This is a genomic window from Asticcacaulis excentricus CB 48 (assembly GCF_000175215.2).
Classification (GTDB): Bacteria; Pseudomonadota; Alphaproteobacteria; order Caulobacterales; family Caulobacteraceae; genus Asticcacaulis; species Asticcacaulis excentricus.
In genome coordinates, this window is the sequence record NC_014816.1 from 2213555 (window position 1) to 2233272 (window position 19718).

19 protein-coding genes and 1 tRNA gene are annotated in these 19718 nt (G+C 57.7%); 8 read left to right on the plus strand and 12 right to left on the minus strand.

Annotated features, from left to right (window positions below):
* The first annotated feature begins 24 nt into the window (after positions 1-24).
* Entirely contained in the window at positions 25-576 is a 552-nt protein-coding gene (locus ASTEX_RS10190; protein WP_013479543.1) for a class I SAM-dependent methyltransferase, read from the plus strand.
* Between the two features lie 8 nt (positions 577-584).
* Here the strand turns inward: ASTEX_RS10190 and ASTEX_RS10195 are convergent, their stop codons facing one another.
* Positions 585-1511 carry an ArdC family protein gene (locus ASTEX_RS10195; RefSeq protein WP_013479544.1) on the minus strand — a complete coding sequence of 309 codons (927 nt, stop codon included), beginning with the start codon at positions 1509-1511 and terminating at the stop codon, positions 585-587.
* A 522-nt stretch (positions 1512-2033) separates the two neighbouring features.
* Here ASTEX_RS10195 and ASTEX_RS10200 point away from each other — a divergent pair.
* The gene (locus tag ASTEX_RS10200; RefSeq protein ID WP_013479545.1) at positions 2034-2495 is read left to right on the plus strand and encodes a mobile mystery protein A; all 462 of its coding nucleotides are present in this window, start codon (positions 2034-2036) and stop codon (positions 2493-2495) included.
* Positions 2492-3079: a mobile mystery protein B gene (locus ASTEX_RS10205; RefSeq protein WP_013479546.1), complete on the plus strand. Its 588-nt coding sequence runs from the start codon at positions 2492-2494 to the stop codon at positions 3077-3079. Before ASTEX_RS10200 ends, ASTEX_RS10205 begins: the two co-directional genes overlap by 4 nt.
* Positions 3080-3461: 382 nt before the next feature.
* Here the strand turns inward: ASTEX_RS10205 and ASTEX_RS10210 are convergent.
* Positions 3462-3535: transfer RNA gene (locus tag ASTEX_RS10210), tRNA-Gly, on the minus strand.
* A 427-nt stretch (positions 3536-3962) separates the two neighbouring features.
* Here ASTEX_RS10210 and gcrA point away from each other — a divergent pair.
* From gcrA to hppD, 3 genes are all read left to right on the plus strand, one after another.
* Positions 3963-4481: a cell cycle sigma 70 cofactor GcrA gene (gene gcrA / locus ASTEX_RS10215; RefSeq protein ID WP_013479547.1), complete on the plus strand. Its 519-nt coding sequence runs from the start codon at positions 3963-3965 to the stop codon at positions 4479-4481.
* A 108-nt stretch (positions 4482-4589) separates the two neighbouring features.
* Complete coding sequence (locus tag ASTEX_RS10220; protein WP_013479548.1) at positions 4590-5603, plus strand: LacI family DNA-binding transcriptional regulator; 1014 nt, start codon at positions 4590-4592, stop codon at positions 5601-5603.
* An 88-nt stretch (positions 5604-5691) separates the two neighbouring features.
* On the plus strand, positions 5692-6753 hold the full coding sequence (gene hppD, locus ASTEX_RS10225) for a 4-hydroxyphenylpyruvate dioxygenase (RefSeq protein ID WP_013479549.1): 1062 nt from the start codon (positions 5692-5694) through the stop codon (positions 6751-6753).
* Positions 6754-7002: 249 nt separating this feature from the next.
* On the opposite strand, the gene ASTEX_RS10230 is transcribed toward hppD, so the two are convergent.
* Positions 7003-8907 carry a winged helix-turn-helix domain-containing protein gene (locus tag ASTEX_RS10230; protein ID WP_168148096.1) on the minus strand — a complete coding sequence of 635 codons (1905 nt, stop codon included), beginning with the start codon at positions 8905-8907 and terminating at the stop codon, positions 7003-7005.
* Between the two features lie 196 nt (positions 8908-9103).
* On the opposite strand from ASTEX_RS10230, the gene ASTEX_RS10235 reads away from it, so the two are divergent.
* Positions 9104-9832, plus strand: a complete 729-nt coding sequence (locus tag ASTEX_RS10235; RefSeq protein ID WP_013479551.1) for a hypothetical protein — start codon at positions 9104-9106, stop codon at positions 9830-9832.
* 109 nt (positions 9833-9941) lie between these two features.
* On the opposite strand, the gene ASTEX_RS10240 is transcribed toward ASTEX_RS10235, so the two are convergent.
* From ASTEX_RS10240 to ASTEX_RS10270, 7 genes are all read right to left on the minus strand, one after another.
* Entirely contained in the window at positions 9942-10385 is a 444-nt protein-coding gene (locus tag ASTEX_RS10240; protein WP_013479552.1) for a cyclophilin-like fold protein, read from the minus strand.
* An 8-nt stretch (positions 10386-10393) separates the two neighbouring features.
* Positions 10394-10840: a (R)-mandelonitrile lyase gene (locus ASTEX_RS10245; protein WP_013479553.1), complete on the minus strand. Its 447-nt coding sequence runs from the start codon at positions 10838-10840 to the stop codon at positions 10394-10396.
* 14 nt (positions 10841-10854) lie between these two features.
* A complete protein-coding gene (locus ASTEX_RS10250; RefSeq protein WP_013479554.1) occupies positions 10855-12057 on the minus strand; it encodes an MFS transporter in 1203 nt (400 codons plus the stop codon).
* A 115-nt stretch (positions 12058-12172) separates the two neighbouring features.
* The gene (locus tag ASTEX_RS10255) at positions 12173-13081 is read right to left on the minus strand and encodes a LysR family transcriptional regulator (RefSeq protein WP_013479555.1); all 909 of its coding nucleotides are present in this window, start codon (positions 13079-13081) and stop codon (positions 12173-12175) included.
* 64 nt (positions 13082-13145) lie between these two features.
* Positions 13146-14087: an aldo/keto reductase gene (locus ASTEX_RS10260; RefSeq protein ID WP_013479556.1), complete on the minus strand. Its 942-nt coding sequence runs from the start codon at positions 14085-14087 to the stop codon at positions 13146-13148.
* A gap of 40 nt (positions 14088-14127) precedes the next feature.
* The gene (locus ASTEX_RS10265; protein ID WP_013479557.1) at positions 14128-14859 is read right to left on the minus strand and encodes a carboxymuconolactone decarboxylase family protein; all 732 of its coding nucleotides are present in this window, start codon (positions 14857-14859) and stop codon (positions 14128-14130) included.
* Positions 14860-14897: 38 nt separating this feature from the next.
* The gene (locus ASTEX_RS10270; RefSeq protein ID WP_013479558.1) at positions 14898-15455 is read right to left on the minus strand and encodes a flavodoxin family protein; all 558 of its coding nucleotides are present in this window, start codon (positions 15453-15455) and stop codon (positions 14898-14900) included.
* Between the two features lie 178 nt (positions 15456-15633).
* Here ASTEX_RS10270 and ASTEX_RS10275 point away from each other — a divergent pair, with 178 nt between their 5' ends.
* Positions 15634-16563, plus strand: a complete 930-nt coding sequence (locus ASTEX_RS10275) for a LysR family transcriptional regulator (RefSeq protein WP_013479559.1) — start codon at positions 15634-15636, stop codon at positions 16561-16563.
* A 44-nt stretch (positions 16564-16607) separates the two neighbouring features.
* Here the strand turns inward: ASTEX_RS10275 and ASTEX_RS10280 are convergent, their stop codons facing one another.
* Both ASTEX_RS10280 and ASTEX_RS10285 read right to left on the minus strand, forming a co-directional pair.
* Positions 16608-17699: an alpha/beta hydrolase gene (locus ASTEX_RS10280; protein ID WP_013479560.1), complete on the minus strand. Its 1092-nt coding sequence runs from the start codon at positions 17697-17699 to the stop codon at positions 16608-16610.
* 780 nt (positions 17700-18479) lie between these two features.
* Positions 18480-19706, minus strand: coding sequence for an RtcB family protein (locus tag ASTEX_RS10285; protein WP_013479561.1), 1227 nt, complete (start codon positions 19704-19706; stop codon positions 18480-18482).
* Positions 19707-19718: the final 12 nt, after the last annotated feature.

The window sequence follows — 19718 nt, forward strand, 5'->3', positions numbered from 1 at the left end:
CTTAAGAAAACTTGGGAGATCGCCATGGGCATTCTGGCCAGCCTCTTTAAATCCAGAAGCTCAGAGATACATGATCTGCCTGACCGGCGCCTCATGACGCAAGCCTACCTGCCGGCATTTGCAGCCCTCAAGGGCGATCTTCTTTTCATTGGATGCCGAGGATATAACCGGGGCTATTACCGCCAGCTGGAGCAACAGGGCGCGCGCGCCTGGACGACGGACATTGATCCGCGCTCAGCACGCTTTGGACACCGTCAACGCCATCGCACCGGCGATATCTGTGAAGCGCAAATGTTGTTTCCTGATCTCGTGTTTGACGGCGTGATCTGTAATGGCGTTCTGGGCTATGGCGTGAATGCGCGCGATCAGCAGGTCAGGGCGATTGACGCGCTTGCCGCCATTCTGAAGCCTGGAGGTCACCTTTTAATCGGGTGGAATACCGATAAGATTGAGGACCCTATTGAGGCCGGGCTATTAGAGAAGGATTTTTTACCGGCACCCTTTGCTGGTCACGGCCCGCGGGTCACGTTTAAAGAGGTCACGCACGTTTATGACCACCTGGTCCGCCGAGGGTGAGCGAGCCTTTAAGCGCCAGGCTGAGCAGGCGTTGAAAAGTCTTTGAGGAATGAGACGGCCCTCTGCGCGGCACCTGACGCGGAAAAGATGGCTCGGTTGTCGGATTTCAAAACAGATAGCCACTGGCCTATATAGCGGACATGGTCGGGTCTGGGCGTGGTTGAAAGACCGAAATCGGCGCATAAAAAAGCGGCCCCGAGCTCGGCCACAAGTTCTTCCATAGCATAGGCGTGGTCTCCAAACTGGCGCCCAAACTGCCGGGCGAGACGCGTCTGATGACCGCTCCAGTGGGTGAGCTCGTGCAAGAGGGTGGCGTACCAGGCCTGCGACACGGTCTGGGTGTCAGTCCCAAAGAAGCGGTCCTGATCTGGCATCGCAATAAAATCGGCGGCAGGGGAGAAGAAGGCGTCTTCGCCGCCGATATGTACCCGCGCGCCGGTGGCCTCGATAAAACGGTCAAGATCTTCCCGGCGCGCAAGACTTTGCGGCGTCTGGTGCTTATCCGGTGTCAAAAGGCCGTCAACCTGAGCTTCGTTGAAAACAAAGGCCGAGCGCGCAACAAAAGCACTCCGGCTGCGCAAAACCTCTCGCTCATCACCTTCAGAGCCCTCGTCTCGTGCAAGCATTTTAAAGAAAACAATCTGTGTGGCTTTCTCCCCTTTACGCACCTGAGCCCTTTGCTTTTGCCATTGGCGATAGGTTCCCCAGCGACCTTTAGTGAAGCCCCGGCGGTCGGCCGCGACCCACAAGGCAATGAGATTGATGCCACGGTAGGAAAGCCCGCTCTCCACGTTTTGAGGCGCAAGCACCGACGACCCGCTGCGATGCCAGGGCAGATGGAAGTCTTCGTTACCCGCACCAGCCTCAATAGCCAGAACAATCTGACGCGTAATCTGTGAATGAATATCGGAGGCGTCTGACAGCGATGATGACATGGGTCGATCTCGGTTCAGGCCGGCAAGGGCCTTCGTTTTCTAACAAAGCAAAGCTTTTACGGAGGTTTACAGATACGCAGCCTACGCGGAGAATAGAGCCCCAGGGTGGCAATGACAGAAATACCACTTAACCGCGCATTTGTAAATGCCGCAACCCCCTGGAGGCCGCCCTGCGCAGGTGCCCACAGCTTTACCCTTACACTGCCACGGAGGAGAGACCGGCGGCATGCCGTCTGGCCATACGAAAGTGCGTCTTGGCGATCATTGCGTGCACCTAGCCGCACCTGTAGACACGGCGCTTCAATGGCCACAATGGAGTTGCTCGTTTACCTAGGGCCTTCAGCGCACCCCTAGGAAACCCAACGCCTTCCTCGTGAATTAGCGCCTACCGACAACTTTTAGGCTAAACAAACCTTTCTTTTGATAACTTAAAGACTATCAAATTTATTGTTTTTAATAGCTTTTGGATTATCGAAGATGTATGATTTGATAATCTTTGCATTATAGCAGTATGGACCAAACATGCATCCTGACATGCGCATCCTTGGCCGGAGTGCACTCGACCGCCGCTTACAAGCGGTGGACGTTGACGCTTTCAAGGTGCCCGGTAGCTGGGCGCGCGCCATCCGTGAAGTGTTGGGCATGACCACGCGCCAGATGGCGCAGCGCCTCGGTGTGTCGCAGCCGCGCGTCGTCGCGATGGAAAAGGCCGAAGAAAACAAATCCATCACGCTTGAATCGTTAGAGCGCGCGGCAAGAGCGCTTGACTGTGAGCTGGTCTATGCCTTCGTGCCCCGCCAGCCTCTGGAGCAGATGGTGCAGGAACACGCACTGAACGCGGCAGCGCGGAAGCTCAAGCCCACCAGCCACACCATGGCGCTTGAAGCGCAGTCGCTTCCGAGCCGGATGCATCAAGAGCAAATTCAGCGCCTTGCCGCAGAAATGATCGCCAAAGGCGACAACACGATTTGGGAGGTTGAATGAGTGACCCGCTGTTCGAGCAGGATGATGCGGCAACGCCACTCACGCGCGAAGAGCGGGACGATTTAATTCCATCCTACATCACCCAGCGTTCCGAACTGAACGAGGCGGAACAAGCAAACATCTTCGACGCGGAGCAATGGGCCTTCAAACGTATTCGCAACGTGCTCGATGAGATGTTCCTCAAATCACTCCACAAGCGCATGCTGGGTAAGGTCTGGCGCTGGGCCGGGAAAATCCGGCAGACCGAGCGCAACATCGGCGTCGAACCGTACCGCATCGAAATGGAGCTGGCGCAGCTCGTCGGCGATGTCCGGTACTGGGTCGAATACAACACCTTCCCGCCGGATGAAATCGCCGCGCGCTTTCATCATCGTTTGGTGTTCATCCACCCGTTTCCCAACGGCAACGGTCGTCACGCGCGCCTCGCCACCGATCTTCTGTTGCATGCGCTTGGCCGTGAGCGCTTCACCTGGGGGCGTGTCAATCTCGTCAACGCGAGCGACACGCGTCGGCTCTACATCGCCGCCTTGCGTGCAGCGGACAACCACGACATGGAGCCGTTGCTGCAGTTTGTCAGGTCCTAGACCAGCAAGATATTTGAACCACGCAATCGCCTGATTTGGCATGCTGGGAGCGCACACCCTCACGCCGCTAACCGCGAAGGCTGTCCATGGCCGCTGGTTCATCGTTTCCGATATGTCTATCGCTGTTGCTAAGGGCTGAACTACCTGCCGATGCCGTTATCGCTCGCATGCTACGCTGCGGCACAGCTAGGGTGTCATCATTTGCAGGGCGATAGTCAGACGGCTGTATGAAGTGAGAGGCCCGATCAACGCGCAAAAACCGTCGGAGAACCTGGAAATCCGTGTCGGTCGAATCTCTAAATTTTTCTACACAGAACCTACACAGGCCAAAATCGTGAAAAATAATCTTTATTTTTCAGAAACTTAAAAGAATCCAAATATATGGAGCGGGTGAAGGGAATCGAACCCTCGTATTCAGCTTGGGAAGCTGCTGCTCTACCATTGAGCTACACCCGCGTCTGAGGCGGCAAGGCCAGCGCCAAAAATCCTTTCCCAAAAAGTGTGCAGAACTTTTTGGAAGCCGTAAGGCCTTTCGACGTCCCGCTCTAATGCCTCAGCGTGCCCGTCTCTGTCAACACGAACCCTACCCCGTCGCCATTTGCTCCACAGGGCGGCCATGCGACTCAATGTGCGCAGGGGATAAATAGCCAGCACTCTGAAATCTGTGGATCACATTTGTGGAAAGGCGTACTTTTCCACAACGAAACACTAAATATAGATTGCTGTGGACATCCCCCAACAGGCGAAACACTAGATATTGCGGTTTTTAACTTTTTGTTTACGATTAGCGGTATGGAGGCCGGTTTTATCGTAATCGGCGAATCCATATCTAGTACTGAGGCTTGACGGGCGCGCCCGTCATTTAGGGGACGGAGGCTTGACCATGAGCTGGACAGACGAACGGGTCGAAACGCTGAAAAAGCTATGGCAGGAAGGCCACTCCGCCAGTCAGATCGCCAAGACCCTTGGCGGCGTAACGCGCAATGCCGTTATCGGTAAAGTACACCGTCTCGGCCTGTCGGGTCGTGCGGCGCCCTCGCAACCGGCCCGTCCGCTTTATAAGCCCGCCAAGCCGCCGCGTCCCGCCGCCCAGGCACAGCCCGCGCCGCAACCCGCCCCGCGCCGTGTGTCGGTCGAACCTGCCACGCGCCCCGCGGTACAGGTGCCTGCCGTGCCGGTGATTGAAGGTCCGGGTACCGCTACGGTCCTGACACTCGGCTCCAAGATGTGCAAGTGGCCGATCGGTGATCCGTCATCTGACGAATTCACCTTCTGCGGCCGCCGCGCCGCCGACGGCATTCCCTACTGCGTCGAACATTCGCGCGTCGCCTACCAGCCGCAGCAAAAGAAGAAGAAGGACACCGGCACCGAACTGTCGCGGTCGCTACGCCGCTACCTCTAAGGGGCGACCTTTAAATTTTACGCGGCCCGCTTCCCCCGGAGGCGGGCCTTTTTCGTTTCTGTGCCTATCGCCCTTCCCCCACTCTCCGCTTGCTGTTAGCCTTAGACCATGACGACGATTTATGATGTGTCCCGCATGGCCGGCGTTTCGGCAAAGACTGTGTCGCGGGTGCTCAATGAGCCCGACCGGGTCAGGCCTGAAACGCGCGCTCAGGTGCAGGCGGCCATGAAGGCGCTTGAGTACACCCCCAATGCCTCAGCGCGGCAGTTGCGCCTAGGCGGGGCCAGCTCGCTTGGACTGCTGCTCGAAGACCCGGTTTCGGGCTATCTCAGCCGCTTTCACCACGCGCTTTTGACCGCCTGTATGGAGGCTGGGAAGCACATCAGCGTCGAATTGTTCGACATGCAGCCCGGCTGGGCCGAACGGCTGGATCGCTTCCTCGACGAAGGGCGGGTGCGCGACCTCATCCTGTTGCCGCCGCTTTGTGATTTTGCACCGCTAAAGGCGCATCTGCGCCAACGAGAAGCGCGCGCCGTGCTGATCGCCCCATCGGTCTTCGATCCGCATTTTCCCTCGGTAGTTATGGACGACCGCGCTGCCGCGCGTGAGGTGATTGAGCATCTGTTTGCTCTGGGTCATCGACGCATCGGCCACATTAGCGGCCACCCGGACCATTCGGCAGCCATCCTGCGCCGTCAGGGCCTCTTTGAAGCCTACGACGCCGCGGGCCTGTCGCGCCCGGAGCCGGAGCTAATGGTCGCTGGAGATTTTCAGTTCCGCAAAGGGGTCGAAGCCGCCGAAGCGCTGTTGTCCCTGCCCCAGCCGCCGACAGCGATCTTCGCCGCCAATGACGAAACGGCGGCGGCGGTTAGCGTGGCGGCCCACAAACGCGGTTTGAGCATCCCCGGCGACTTGTCGGTCATAGGCTTTGACGACGCCCCGATCGCCGCCGCCGTGTGGCCCGCACTGACCACCATCGCTCAGCCCTATCTCGACATGTCGCGCCGCGTCGTGCAGGCGCTCGATAACTGGGATGCCAATTTTAGCAGCGGCACAGCGGCGACTTACATGACGGCTCACAGCCTGATCGTGCGCGACTCCGCCGGCGAGGCCCCGAGATAACAGGACTTCATTACGCAAGGTTAACTGGACTCAGGTGGCTATTTCTCGTTTGATGTAATTGTAAGACAATTCGAGAAATCACGAACCAATGGCTTTCAGCTGCGAAAACCCTCTAGGACTGGAAGGGATCGCCTTTGTGGAATTCGCCACCCCTAAGGCGGAGGAGCAGGCCGGTACCTTCGAGCGCCTCGGGTTTGTCGAAACCGCGCGGCACGGCTGGCAAAACGTCGGGCTGTATGTTCAGGGCGCCATCCGATTTGTGCTCAATGCCGAACCGTCTGGCTACGCCGCCGCCTTTGCGGCGCAACACGGGCCGCGCGTATGCGGCATGGGCCTGCGCGTTCGCGATGCTCAACGCGCCAGACGACTGGTCCTGCAAAATGGGGGCGAAGCGGTCGAAGGCCTCACAACTCCGTTCGCCGAAGACGTCCCGGCTCTGAAGGGCGTAGGTGGCACTCTGATCTACCTGATCGACGACACGCACCTGAGCGCGCACGTGTTCGACGGCTGGCGCGCCTTACACAGGCCGCCCGTGGTGCAGGTCCACGGCGCCGGCCTGATCGGCGTCGACCACCTGAATTACGCCCTGCGCAAGGGACAGATGCAGACCTGGGCCGATTTTTACGTGCGGGTGCTGGGCTTTGAATCGCAGCGCTATCTCGACCTCGACGCCCACGCCACGGGCATGGAGACACAGGCCCTGATCTGCCCGCAGGGCCCCATCCGGATCCCGCTGAACGAGAGCCGCTCGGCCTACAGCGCCACCGAGGCCTTTCTGGAGGCACACGGTGGCGAAGGGGTGCAGCACATTGCGCTGGAAACCTTCGATATTCACGCGACGGTCGAAGCCCTCTGCGCCCGCGGCGTGCGTTTTCAGGCCGTGCCCGAGCCCTATTACGACCTGATCGCCGCGCGGGTCCCGCACCATGAAGAGGATGTCGCGCGGCTGCGCCAGAACGGCGTACTGATCGACGGCAATGCCCGCCGCGAAGGTATTTTGCTACAGGCGTTCTGCGAAACGGGCGTCGGTCAGCTCTTTTTTGAGATCATCCAGCGCAAAGGCCACACGGGCTTTGGCGGCGGAAATGTGCAGGCCCTGATGGAGGCCGCGGGGCTGGATCAGATACGCAAGGGGTTGCTACGGGTTTAGGCGGCGGTTGATCCGATAGCGGCAAATATGAGCATCTTTGGCCCGCACAATCCGATGATTTCTGACGAACACCGCCGCGAGGACAAAGTGTCAAATCGCCTCCACGGCGGACACTTGGGGCGGGATCAAGATATCCAGATAACAAACATTGTCGACCGTCCTAAAGCCCGATTTAGGATGCGCAAAACGTCTACAACTCTATCTGTATCCAGACTGAGCGACTTGTTTTGGGCCATCAGGTGTCGCCGCTTACCGGCCCCAGTGTCTCTCACCCTTGCGATATCTGATCAACTCGACGATCTGCGGTGAACGGCGCCATATGGCCTGATATTCCGCCCGCAGGGTGAGTGATTGAGGCATTGGGGAAGCGCCGTAGGGCAGAGCCCAAGGAAGGTAAAGGGAAGACTGCTCTACCGCCCGGTCAAGGCAGATGATGGCTTTATCCGGCTGACCTGTATGCCCGTATTCAACCCCCAGAACAAAAAGCCTGTCGCCAACGCTTTTGCCAAATCCATCGGAGGCCAGTTTTGGGTTGTCGAGGAAGGCGCGCTCGCCATCAAGTATCTTGTGAAACTCCGAGGGCCTACCTTCGAGGGCATCTGCCGCATAATCCATGCGCCGCAAGAAACCGGCGACGGCTTCGGGTGGTTTGTTGTGCCAAAGGTCGTGCCGCACATGGCGCGTCAATTGACGCAGAGGCCGTGCATCTTCCTGAGCTAGCAACATGAGGTAATATTCACGCAGGACGAAGACATTGCCACGGTCGTGATCGATAAGACGAGCATAGATCTTTGCCGCGTCCGTCTTTCGACCCGCACAGTGCATCAGTCGTGGAACGGCCAGTTGCCGCCAAACATCGTCAGGTGCCAACGCCGCCGACAGACGCGCGAATTTAAGGCCTTCACCGCAACGGTTCATCAAACCGAGATAATAGGTGTACCAAAGGTTGCCATCGCGTGAATTGGGATCGATAGCCACGGACCGTATCAGCAGCCGTTCGCTATCGTCCCATCTCTGGCGCTCCATCATATCGCGGCCCGCAGCGGCCAGCACCTCAGGATTGTCCGGATCAGAGGTGACTGCGCGGGTCACAAAGCTCAAGGCTCGTTGCTGGCGTTCGGCAAACTCTGACCGATTTTCACCAGGACGCGGATAGAGCGGTAAGGCATCCACTTCATACTTTAGCATCAGCGCGCCGGCTGATTGCGGCTCTATCGCCAGCGCACGCGTTGCGTGGGAATCCACTTCGGCCATCAATTGATCAAAGCGCGGCCAGTTACGGTTGTGCCGGGCGTCGTGCGCCTGAGAGAGAGCGCGCTTCCCCTCATTTATCTGCGTCGCCACTTCGACCGGAGGCGGGTCTCCAGTTGACCTTGGGCCCACCACGCGCTGCCCAAGAACGACTGCCATATACCTCGCAGTGGCCGCAACCGCACGCTCAGGTGCGGTGGGTTCGCTCATCAAGGCCTGATCGAAACGGGCGCTCCAGATCTGGGTGTGTGAACGCGTTTCGCTAAGCGTAAGTTCGATGTTCGGCGAGGCTTGCGTGCCGCTAACATAACCCGACAGTATGTAGTCGGCGCCTTCTGATCCTTTGGTCTTCGCGACCAGTTTCAGGCCGCGCATTTGCGACAAGGTATGGGTAAGCTGAGACCTTAGTCTTTCGGGCGGCAGCGCGGCGGGTCCATCCGCGCGAATATCAGCAATGGCAAGACTAAAGCCTTTCTGAACAAGCGGTCTCTGCGTCGTGCTCCACCAGAGCATGATGGCAAGAACCAACGCCGCAGCGGCCCCTGCACCGAGTAGCCATAGCTTATTTATGGATGAGCGATGTCCCGCGGGCGTGGGGGGGGCAGCCGTTATCGTCTCTTCCGGCGCCGTCTCAGGTTCCAGGATCTCGAGGCGATATCCCACTTTTCGCACAGTCCGAATATGGAAATCGCCACTATCGCGGCCCAGTTGGCGAAGACGGGATAGGACGCGGTTAATGGCATCTTCGCTCACGGCTCTGCCGTCCCAGCAGGCCTTTACCAAATCGTCGCGTGAAACGACCTGCCCATGATGCAAGCCAAGTAAAGCCAAGACGCGCATGACCTGCGGCTCAATGACCCAAACCTTCGTCTCGCGGGTGACCTCACAAGCGGCCGGTTTCACCCGCAGCCGGCCAATGTTCAGATCGGTCAGTTGGGCGAGCGGGCGGGACATAAGGGAGGAGGATGGCTTTCACGGAGAAGGCGGCAAGCCTAACAGGCTTTTGCACTCGAGAAAATCAGGTTTTCATCAGGTTCAGGTCCTGTTTCGGTTCATCCTTTCGACGCATACCTGTCATGAACACAACAGGAGCCTCCTCATGTCGTCTGCCTCTATAACGCTTCCGAAAGTGCCGGCGTCAAATGACCGCCGGTTTTTTCTCGGCATGGCTGTTCTGCTGGCGCTCACGGTTTTCATAGGGTTTGGCCTGAACGCAGCGCGTTACAATTTCAACACCAGCATCTTTCCGGCTCATGTGCACTTACACGCGGCAATTTTTGTAAGCTGGATTGTGCTTTACCTGCTGCAGAATGCGCTTGTCGCGGCAGATAAAGTGCCCCTTCACCGTAAGCTCGGAGTTATCGGCGCCGGTTTAGCGGTCTTAATGACAGGCTATGGGATTTTCACGACAATCGCCTGCCTTCAGCGTGGTGCTGTACCGCCATTCTTTCCACCCAGCGTGTTCCTGCTCATTGATGGTTTGGGGGTGCTTGTCTTTTTGGGTCTTGTTACCGCGGCAATCCTATTGCGCAGTTCCCCGGACTGGCATAAGCGCCTGATGCTAGGCGCTACCATACTCGTTATATCGCCGGCCTTTGGACGGGCCCTGCCCATGCCACTGCTCGGGCCCCTGGCCTCCTGGGCAGTGTTCGGCTGCATGGTCTTGTATGTTGCCTTTGGCATGATCCATGACATCCAACAAAGAAGGCGGGTTCATCCAGCCTATCTGGTTTTGATCCTTGTGTTTACGGCGCTCCAACTCGCCATTGGCTTACTTGCCTTCTCACCGCCGGTCCTTGAGGTTACCCAGAGTCTCATGGCGGCTTGATTTGAATGCATTTGGGTCCTGAAACCAGGGTATAAATTGGAAAATTCCAGTTTTAAATGGCGTCGATTTCCGGCGAGCCTGTCAATTTCAAAGGCATGATCGCACCCTTTCAGCGTATCGTGAGTTTGTAGGTGCCCTTGTTTAAAAGAGGTGCGATATTGCCGTCTATTTTTCCAATGCGGGTGAGGCCTGATGAGTACTCATAGGCCGCATAGAAAAACGCCAGATTTCCCCACGGTGCAAAATAACAAAGGTCACCCGGAGCCTCTTGCGCAAAGGGCACATTGCCCGTTGTTGGCAGCCTCTGCGGCAATCTTATGATCTTTTCGTTGTGTGCATAATCTTCGATCGTGAGGCTGAGCGGCAATAATTTCATCAGTGCCCGAGACGTCGGATTATCTATCAGGGTTACGGAGATCATTTGCCCATTAAAGGCGAATACGATTTTGTCAGGCCGCCGCCTATCGGTCGCCAGGGATGACGAAGCAAATGAAGTCGCCCCGGCCAGCGCGGTTAAAAGGGTGCGTCGTTTGATGTCTTCTTTTCTCTTCATCAGTTATCTCAGTCTTCTGAAGGTAATGCGAGGTATTCGGCGTCCGTTACCTTTTCCATCCACGTGACGGGCGTGCCATCGCACGCCTCCTGAATAGCGACGTGGCTCATGGCTGTGGTCGCTGTTGCCCCGTGCCAGTGCCTTTTCCCGCAGGGACAGGATACGACGTCTCCGGCATAGATTTCGACACGAGGGCCACCTTCGCATTGCGTCCAGCCAGCCCCTGTAAGGATCACCAGATTCTGCCCCATGGGATGGGTGTGCCAGGCCGTCCGGGCGCCGGGTTCAAAGGTAACAAGGGCCGCAGAGACATTTGAACCCGACTGAGCCGGGAACAAAGGATCAATGCGCACCTGCCCGGTAAAGTAGTCCGCCGGGCCCGGCTGTGACGGCTGTGAACCGGCTCTGCGTATGACCTGGACAGCGCCGGATGATTTGCTATGTTCTGAGGTCATGAAAAGGGTCCGTATCAGGCGCGCACAGGCGCGCGTTGAACACGCAAAAGGAAGACAACCGGCGAGAGGAGAAGGAAGGCGGCGGCAACCGTAAAGGTCCAGCCATATCCGAGATGGTCATAAATCACCCCCCCGACGGATGCCCCCAGGGTGATGGCAAGTTGAATGACGGCAACCATCAGACCTCCAGCGGGTTCGGCGTCTTTGGGAAAGGCCTGGCTCAGCCACGACCACCACGCGACCGGCAGGATAGTGCTGATTAGCCCCCAGATAATGAGCATTAGGGCTGCCCAGAGCGGCGCCATGCCGAAACACACCAGACCCAGAGCGAGAACCGCCATAGCGGTCGGTGCGACCACAAGCGTAGACCGCACTTTTCCGGTGAGACGTGATGCAAACAAGGCATTGCCCGCCAGCCCAGCCAGCCCCATCAGCAATAGGATGGTCGATAGAGCGGGAACACTGGCCCGCGTCACGGTCTCGAGAAACGGACGCACGTAGGTGAACAGGGTGAATTGCCCCATGAAGAGAAAGGCGACAGCGATCATGCCGTTTTTGGCCTGCGGCAGGGAAAGAATGCCAATCGCGGATTTCGACTTTTTGGCGTTTTGTTCGGGCAAACGCGGCAAACGCAACCCCTGCCAGATGATGGTAACGGCGGCACAGGGCACGACCAAAAAGAACGCGCCACGCCAGCCGACATACTGCCCCAGAAAGCTCCCAAGTGGCGCGGCAATGGTTGTTGCGAGCGCATTGCCCCCATTCAGGAGTGACAAGGCTTTCGGGACGTCCTTTTGTGGCACCAGTCGCATAACCGTCGCTGCCGACATCGACCAGAAGCCGCCAATCACTATGCCAAGACACGCACGACCGGCCATCAAAACTGTATAGTTGGGAGCCAGTGTAACGAGAAGGCCTGCCACCGCCATCAGAAGCGTCAAGGCCAGCAAGACAGACTTGCGGTCCACGCCGCGCGTCAGCGTTGAAATAGAGAGGCTGGTGATGACCGCAAACAGGCCGGAAATCGCAATGGCCTGCCCTGCCGCCCCTTCAGTCAGATGTAGGTCGCGGGCTAATGGACTAAGCAGGCTGACAGGCATGAACTCGGACGCAATCAACGTGCCGACACACAGAGTCATCGCCCAAACGCCACTCCAGTGCGCCTTGTCGGAGGGGTTATCACGCGTCTCGGCATCGGATGGCGTCAGATCAAACATGCTTCCTCCTCAGAGCGGCAAGGAATGCACCGCCTAAGAAGAATAGCCATCAGAGCCCTGGTCCATAACCCATAGGTCATTTCATGAGGCGATGAACACGGCTCACCGCGCACGACTACAGTCCGAGAGGCTTCACCTCACGGATAAGGTCAATCAGCAAACGCAAACCATTGGGAAGATGGCGGCGTCCGGAATAGTAGATGTGGAAACCCTCGCCAGTGGGAGACCAATCGTGAAGAACGGTCTTGAGACGTCCGTCTTCGATGAATGGCCTTACGCAAGGTTCAGGAAGATAGGCGAGTGCAGTTCCGCCAAGGGCCAGCGCAATGGCAAACTGAGTGTCATCTATCGTTACCGCCCCCGGAACGTCGAGGGAGATCGCCTCACCGGCCTGCTCGAACTCCCAGCGGTAAAGGGTATCATCACCCAGTCTTACCCGAAGGCACCGGTGGGCTTTCAGATCCTGCGGATGTTGCGGCACACCGTACGTGTTTAGGTACTCGGGTGATCCAACAATGCGCCAGCCTATGTCTGCCGACAGACGCCGGGCGATCATGTCTTCCGGGACAGTGCCCCCGTAGCGGATGCCCGCGTCGAAGCCCTCACCAATAACGTCGAGCATGTGATTGGAAACCGAGACATCGACCTCGACATCTGGGTAGAGATCGACAAAAACAGGCAAGACGGGCGCCAGTAGCAGGGACGCGGCATGTTCAAGGACATTCAGCCGGATACGCCCGGCAGGGGCTGCCCGGAAGCGATTGAGGGAATCAACGGCACCGCTGATCTCCGCGAAGGGACCGTTGAGAGCATTATATAGCTCTTCGCCGGCTGCGGTCAGGGTAACACTGCGGTTTGTGCGGTTGAGCAGTCTCACGCCGAGCCTGGCCTCAAGCCCTTTCAACGCATGGCTGAGCGCCGAGGCGCTGACGCCCTGCTCAAGACCGGCTCGCCGGAAGTTGCGGTGCCGGGCGATCGCCAGAAAGTGACTAAAGTCGGCAAGGTCAGAGCGGTTTACAGGCATGACGAGACTATGTCGGCTCTCTTATCTCTGCGCAACGGTATTGAACCAAGCTCACCGACCCGGATCAGTTCATAGACTGTTCCCACTCGCCTCGGGTATCGAGATTGGCACTGGCGGCCAATATCTCCAGTCGAGCCATCTCCTCAGGTGTGAGTTGAAGCTTTGAGGCTTTGGCGGCGTCCTCTACGTGCGAAGCTCTGGTGACGCCGATGATAGGAAGGGTGTGTTTAGCGATAGCCCAGGCGATGGCGACCTGTGCCACTGACGCAGCGTGCCCCTGCCCTATTTGATGCAGAGCCGAAATCAGAGGTTCCAACTGCGGTAGGATGGGATTGTACCTGTCGCCGCGGCCACTGCCGGCAGGCATCGGGGTCGCTGCCGTGTATCGCCCCGTCAGGGCCCCCTGTTCCAGCACCATGTAGGCGAAGAACGCAATGTCATTATTCTGGCAATAATCCAAAATCCCTGCCTTCTCCGAAGAACGGTAGAGAAGACTGTAATGGTTTTGTACCGCCGACAGGCGGACACCATGTTTCGCCAGCGTTTCATTAACCCGCTGAATGTCTTGCAGATTATGATTAGAGACACCGAGATGTTTCACCTTGCCTCTTTTCAAAAGCGGCACGAAATACTCGGTCCAGGTGTTCACCGCCGTCGGGTTATGGATCCAGTAATAGTCCACATAATCCGTCCCAAGTCGCGCAAGGCTTTGATCCAGCATGTCGGCGACGGGATTGTCGCCGCCCCCCGCCAACTGGGGTGTAAACTTAGTAGACAGGAGGTACTGGTGGCGAGGGTACGCACGCAGGCACTCCCCTAGCAGGGTTTCTGAGGAACCCATGCCGTAAACGGCCGCCGTGTCCCAAAGCGTCAGGCCCGCGGCCATGGCAGCGTTAAACACCACGCGGAGGCCTTGCGGATCGAGGTGGTTTCCGAAAACCTGATCCCCGCCCGCGAATCCAGCCCCCCAGGACCATGTGCCGAGCGCAATTTTAGGGGTGGTCATATCCGATACTCCTGAAACAGACAAAAGGGAGGTGCGATGATCAAGCGCCGGCATCTTGCGCATCAAATACAGATTTCGCCGCCTCGGCCGCCTGAATGGCGTAACCCCAGCCCCCATAGAAGGCGGTATGCGCCAGCATCTCACCCACTTCGGTGCGCGTCACGCCCTGCGTCAGGGCGCGGGTCAGATAGACCGGGAAAAACGCCGACTGCCCCAATGCCGCCAATAGGGCCACGGTCGCCAGTGCGCGATCTCTGGGTTCCAGAGCCGGACGGTGCCACAGATTGGCGTACAAAAGGTCATTGGTGAAATGCTGCAAAGCCTCTGAGGCGGGTGCTATATGGGCCGCAATATAGGCCGCGCGCAAGGCGTCATCTGGCACAGCGACCTCGGTCGGCAGGCGTGCCTCTTCCACCGTTGGCAGGTCTTCAACGGCAACGCCGCGTTCATCAAAAATGCCCTTCAGCACCCCCGCCGCGGCAAAAGCATTTGGCCAGCCGGCGTAAAAGGCCGTGTGCGTGACCAACTCGGAAAACTCCGCCGACGTCACACCGCTATCAAGGGCTTTGTTGAAGTAATAGGGATAGGCGTTCTGAGCGTTACGCGCCATTAGCGTTACGACCGTTGCGATGGCCCGATCGCGTGCGGACAGGCCGGGTCGGTGCCAGAGTTCATCGACGATCCTATCCTGTGTAAAGGGGACCAGGACGGGGGCGGCGCCGCGAAGCATGTTGAAAAGGGGGGCCGTATCTTCGGGATTTGGATTGGTCATGAGATAATCTGCCATCTAACGGGGCTATTCAGAGTGCGTCAGTGTGCGCTGGTGAGAAGTTGGCGGGTAATTTCCGCGACACGCGCGCCGAGATAGGCGGCGGTTTCAAGATCGCTTTTGATCGGCGACAGTTCAGGAGACTCGTCATTCGACTGGGCCATAGCTCCCAGCCATCCACCAACGCGGTTTCTCTCCTCCGGCCCCTTGCCCGGAAACAGATCGAGACCGACCCAGATCATGCCGTGCTGCGCCGCAAACAGCGCCATCGTGATCAGAGAGTTGAGCTTGTCTCCGTGCATGGCTCCAGAATTGGTGAAGCCTGCGGCCACCTTGTTGCGCCACTTTTGCGGCAACCACGCCGTCCGCGTGGACTGCTCCATAACCGCCTTGAAGCGGGCACTTACCGAGCCATTGTAGGTAGGCGAGCCGAAAATGATGGCGTCTGACGCCTCCAGGGCCTCCCAGTCGATGTCCCCGTCGGCAATGGCAAAGAGCCTGGCCTTTACGCCTTTGACACTCTCGACCCCGGCAGCCGCGGCCTCGGCCTGTTTGGCTGTATGTCCAAAACCGCTATCAAATAAAATCGCGACCTGCATTGGCTTGATCCTGTTGCGACCTCTCCCCATCACCGATGAGGGGAGGTTGTCTTTTGTTGTCCTCAGGCCTGATTAACCTGTTCAAAGCGATACAGGGCATGTTACTGTAGAATATTGGTATTCGTTTCGGACAATTAATCACATCAATGTATCCATTTTGGATACAACGGAATGAGACATGAGAGACAATCTGGATGGGGTAGCGGTCTTCGTAGAGGTCGTGGACGCCGGCGGCTTCGCGCGGGCTGCCGAAAGGCTGGCACTAACGCGCTCAGCCGTGGGCAAGACAATTGCCCGCCTAGAGTCGCGCCTTGGAGTGCGGTTGTTCCAGCGAACCACTCGCACCCAAAACCTCACTGACGAGGGACATATCTTCTACGAGCGCTGTGTGCGGGCTATCACCGAGCTGAAGACAGCGGAGCAGATGCTGGAGTCCGGGCGACGCGAGGTGAGCGGGCGATTGAAAATTTCGCTGCCCGCCCTGTTCGGCCGCCATTGTGTCCAACAAGTCCTGCTCGACTTTGCGGCAAAACACCCGTCTCTTGAGCTTGATCTGAGCTTCAGTGATAAAGTGGTCGATATCATTGGGGACGGATACGACCTGGCAGTTCGCAACGGCAAGCTCGGTGATTCAGCGGGTCTGATGGCGCGCAAACTCTTAAGCCAGCCGAAGGTCGTCTGCGCCTCCCCGGCCTATCTTAAAGCTTTTGGTCGCCCGACGGACATCCCATCACTAACCGGTCACGAAGCTTTGCTTTACATCAGAAACGGCCAGATATTTCCGTGGTTATTAAACGACGGTATGGGCTCAACAGTTCAGGCTGAGGTGAAAGGGCGCCTGCGTTTTGACAGTCAGGAAAGTATCACTGATGCGGCTGTTCTTGGGTTTGGGATCGCTTGGCTACCCTACTGGCTCGTCAAAACCCAGATCGCGCGCGGGGACCTCATTTCGCTGCTGGAGCCCTTCGCGTCCACCCCGATAGACACTTATGCGGTATGGCCCAAAGCCACGCATCTGCCCCTGCGGCTGAGAGCGGTCATCGATACTCTGGCTGCCGAACTGCCACAGACAGTAGGACCGTATCCGAGCGCCGGCATCGCTTCCTGAAACGGCGTCCACCTCCCGGTTGGGTTGCGGACGCCGGTGATAGTTCAGGCGAGGTTCTGGCGGAAGAAGGCTTCCATCTTATCAAAGGGTATAATCGCCGTCTGATCGTAAAGGTCGACGTGGGTGGCGCCCTTAATGATCATAAGTTCCTTGGGCTCTGAGGCTGCCGCATAGGCCGTCTCTGCGAAGTAGCGGGAGTGCGCCTTTTCACCATGAATAAACAGGATGGGACGAGGCGATATCTCCTTGATGTAGCTCAGGATGGGCATATTCATGAATGACAGCGGATTGGTGATCGTCCATGACCCATTGGAGTTTACTGAACGAGGGTGGAAACCACGCGGTGTCTTGTAATAATCGTGATAGTCCACGAGGAACTGTGGCTCCCCACCCTTCAGTTCGTTCATCGGCGGACCATAGACCGGCGCACCTTTTTCGGCATCGACCCAGCGCTGATTGCTCAGAGCCTTGAGATTGCTCGTTCGCTGTTCAAGGGTGACGCTGTCATTATACCCCTTCGACATGACGCGGGTCATATCGTACATGGTGCTGGCGACGACCGCCTTGACCCGCTTATCGACGGCTACGGCATTGAGGGCCATGCCCCCCCACCCGCAAATACCGATTACCCCGATGCGGTTGCGGTCAACGGCAGGCACAAGCCCCAAATAGTCAATCGCGGCACTGACATCCTCGCTGTTGATATCCGGCGAGGCGACGTTGCGAGGTTCGCCGCCGCTTTCGCCCGTATAGCTACCGTCAAAAGCCAGGGTTATGAAGCCGCGTTCAGCCATGGTCTGGGCGTAAAGGCCAGATGACTGCTCCTTGACCGCGCCAAACGGCCCGCAGACGGCCAGTGCTGCGGTTTTGCCCTTTAAATCCGAAGGTGTGTAGAGATCACCAGCAAGCGTAATGCCATAGCGGTTTTTAAATCTGACCTTCTGATGGGCGACTTTAGCGCTCTTTGGGAACACCTTATCCCAGCTATCCGATGAGGTTTGGGCCTGAGTTTGGGATGATCCTGCGGATACCGCCACCCCGGCGGCCAACGCCGCACCTGTGGCCTTTAAAATCGAACGCCTTTGAACGGCCAGATTACTGGGGATCTGCCGATCCGCCGTGTGTTTATTAGACATATCTTCCTCCTGACAAGACCTGCGTCCACCGTCATATTCCGAGCGGTAAGCGCCATGGATCTGATCCGCGGGCGTCAGTTGACGGCTACCGGCGGCTCCGATGAGGAAAATAGGCCTGAGTTTAGTGACGGATAAGACGGGTAGGATTTAACGAAGCGTTGAGCGATATTCATCGCACCAGATTGGCAGATTGCCTTTCGAATGGGCCAGATCTAGTCTGTTCCCTTCAAAATAAACCGCAATTTGCGGCACCTACGGCCGCCTAGAATTCACGAGTGTATACCCGTCTTTAGGATCACCTCACTGCGCCTATGATCTTGGTCTGCCGAATTTGCGATCATGCGTTCTTGCGCGATATCCATTTTTAATATTCTACGTCCAAGCCCCCGGCTATCTAGACGTCTGGCGCGTTCTAAATGCCCGTCGCGATCTCCCGGCTTGGCTTCAAGAGTCGAAGACTGGCCACAGTAGCTAATCCAGCGAGATACGAACCACCGGGAATCCAAAACAAGGATTATGGGACAGGAAATGCCTTGGTGCATATGTCCTTTTTTATTATCGAGATCAAACCTTCGAGTGGTTCGCCAACGGCTGGACGTTTGCGCGCGGAACCGAAATTGAGTGACGGTCAATGCCCCACCCCTGAACGCCCAATGTAGATGCAGTTCGGATGGTTAACGACGCAACCGAACGTTTTCTCGCGCATCTAACGCCGCTCCCGGAAGCCGAAGTTAAGATTTGATTGGAGCGCAGCCTCTGCACAAGAGGCCGCGCTCGCTTTCAGCCCTTCACGCAAACGACCTGCTTCAGGGTATGGACGATTTCGACGTGGTCGGCCTGGGCCTGCATGACCGCGTCGATGTCCTTGTAGGCCGCAGGCGTTTCGTCGATCACGTCGGCGTCCTTACGGCATTCCACTCCCGCTGTGGCACGGGCATGGTCCTCCAATGTGAACCGCCGCTTGGCTTCCGCGCGGGACATGGCCCGCCCGGCACCGTGCGAACACGAACACAGGGATTGGGCCATCGCCTCACCAGCTATGCCACGCACGATAAAGGATCGCGCCCCCATCGAGCCCGGTATAATGCCAAGTGTTTCCGGCGTAATACGCACGGCGCCCTTACGGGTCACCAATACGTCCGACCCGAAGTGTCGCTCGTGTGCCACATAGTTGTGATGACAGTTCACGGCTTCACAGTCGCAGGTGAAACGCTTGGGCACAGAGACCGAAAGCGCCTCCAGAGCTGCCGTCATCATCAGTTCGCGGTTGGTCCGGGCAAAGCGCTGGGCCCAGGAGACGGCACCCATGTAGTCGCCAAACAGTTCCGAGCCCTCCGCCAGATAAGCAAGATCCTCGTCAGGCAGGTTGATGAACCAGCGCTTCATCTCGTGCTTGGCGCGCTCAATGAAGTACGATCCGATTCGGTTGCCGATGCCTCGTGAGCCGGAGTGCAGCATGATCCAGACAGCCTCGTTTTCATCAATACAGACCTCCACAAAGTGGTTGCCTGTACCCAAGGTTCCGAGGTGGTTCTGTGCCCGATGCGCGGCTTGAGACATCTTCGGGTGCTTCTCGACGATCATTTTAAGCTCGTCTGAAAGCTTTGAGAATTCCGCATTGGCCGAAGCTGGCGCTTCACCCCACGCGCCCCGATCGTTCACACCGCCGTTGTCGGTGCGCCCGTGCGGAATGCGCGCCTCAATCGCTGAACGCAGACCCGACAGGTTGTCGGGCAAATCAGACGCTTTAAGTGTGGTTCGAACCGCCATCATGCCGCAGCCCAGATCAACCCCGACCGCTGCCGGAATGATCGCGCCCTTGGTGGGAATGACCGAGCCGATGGTCGCGCCCATGCCCCAGTGAACGTCAGGCATAATGGCCACGTGTTTGTGGATGAATGGCATGGCGGCGATGTTATCGAGCTGCGTGCGCGCCTGATCTTCAACGGCCACGCCGTCAATCCACGCCTTAATGAGGCCTCCACGGGCCCCTTGGAATACTCGCATAGGGATAACCCC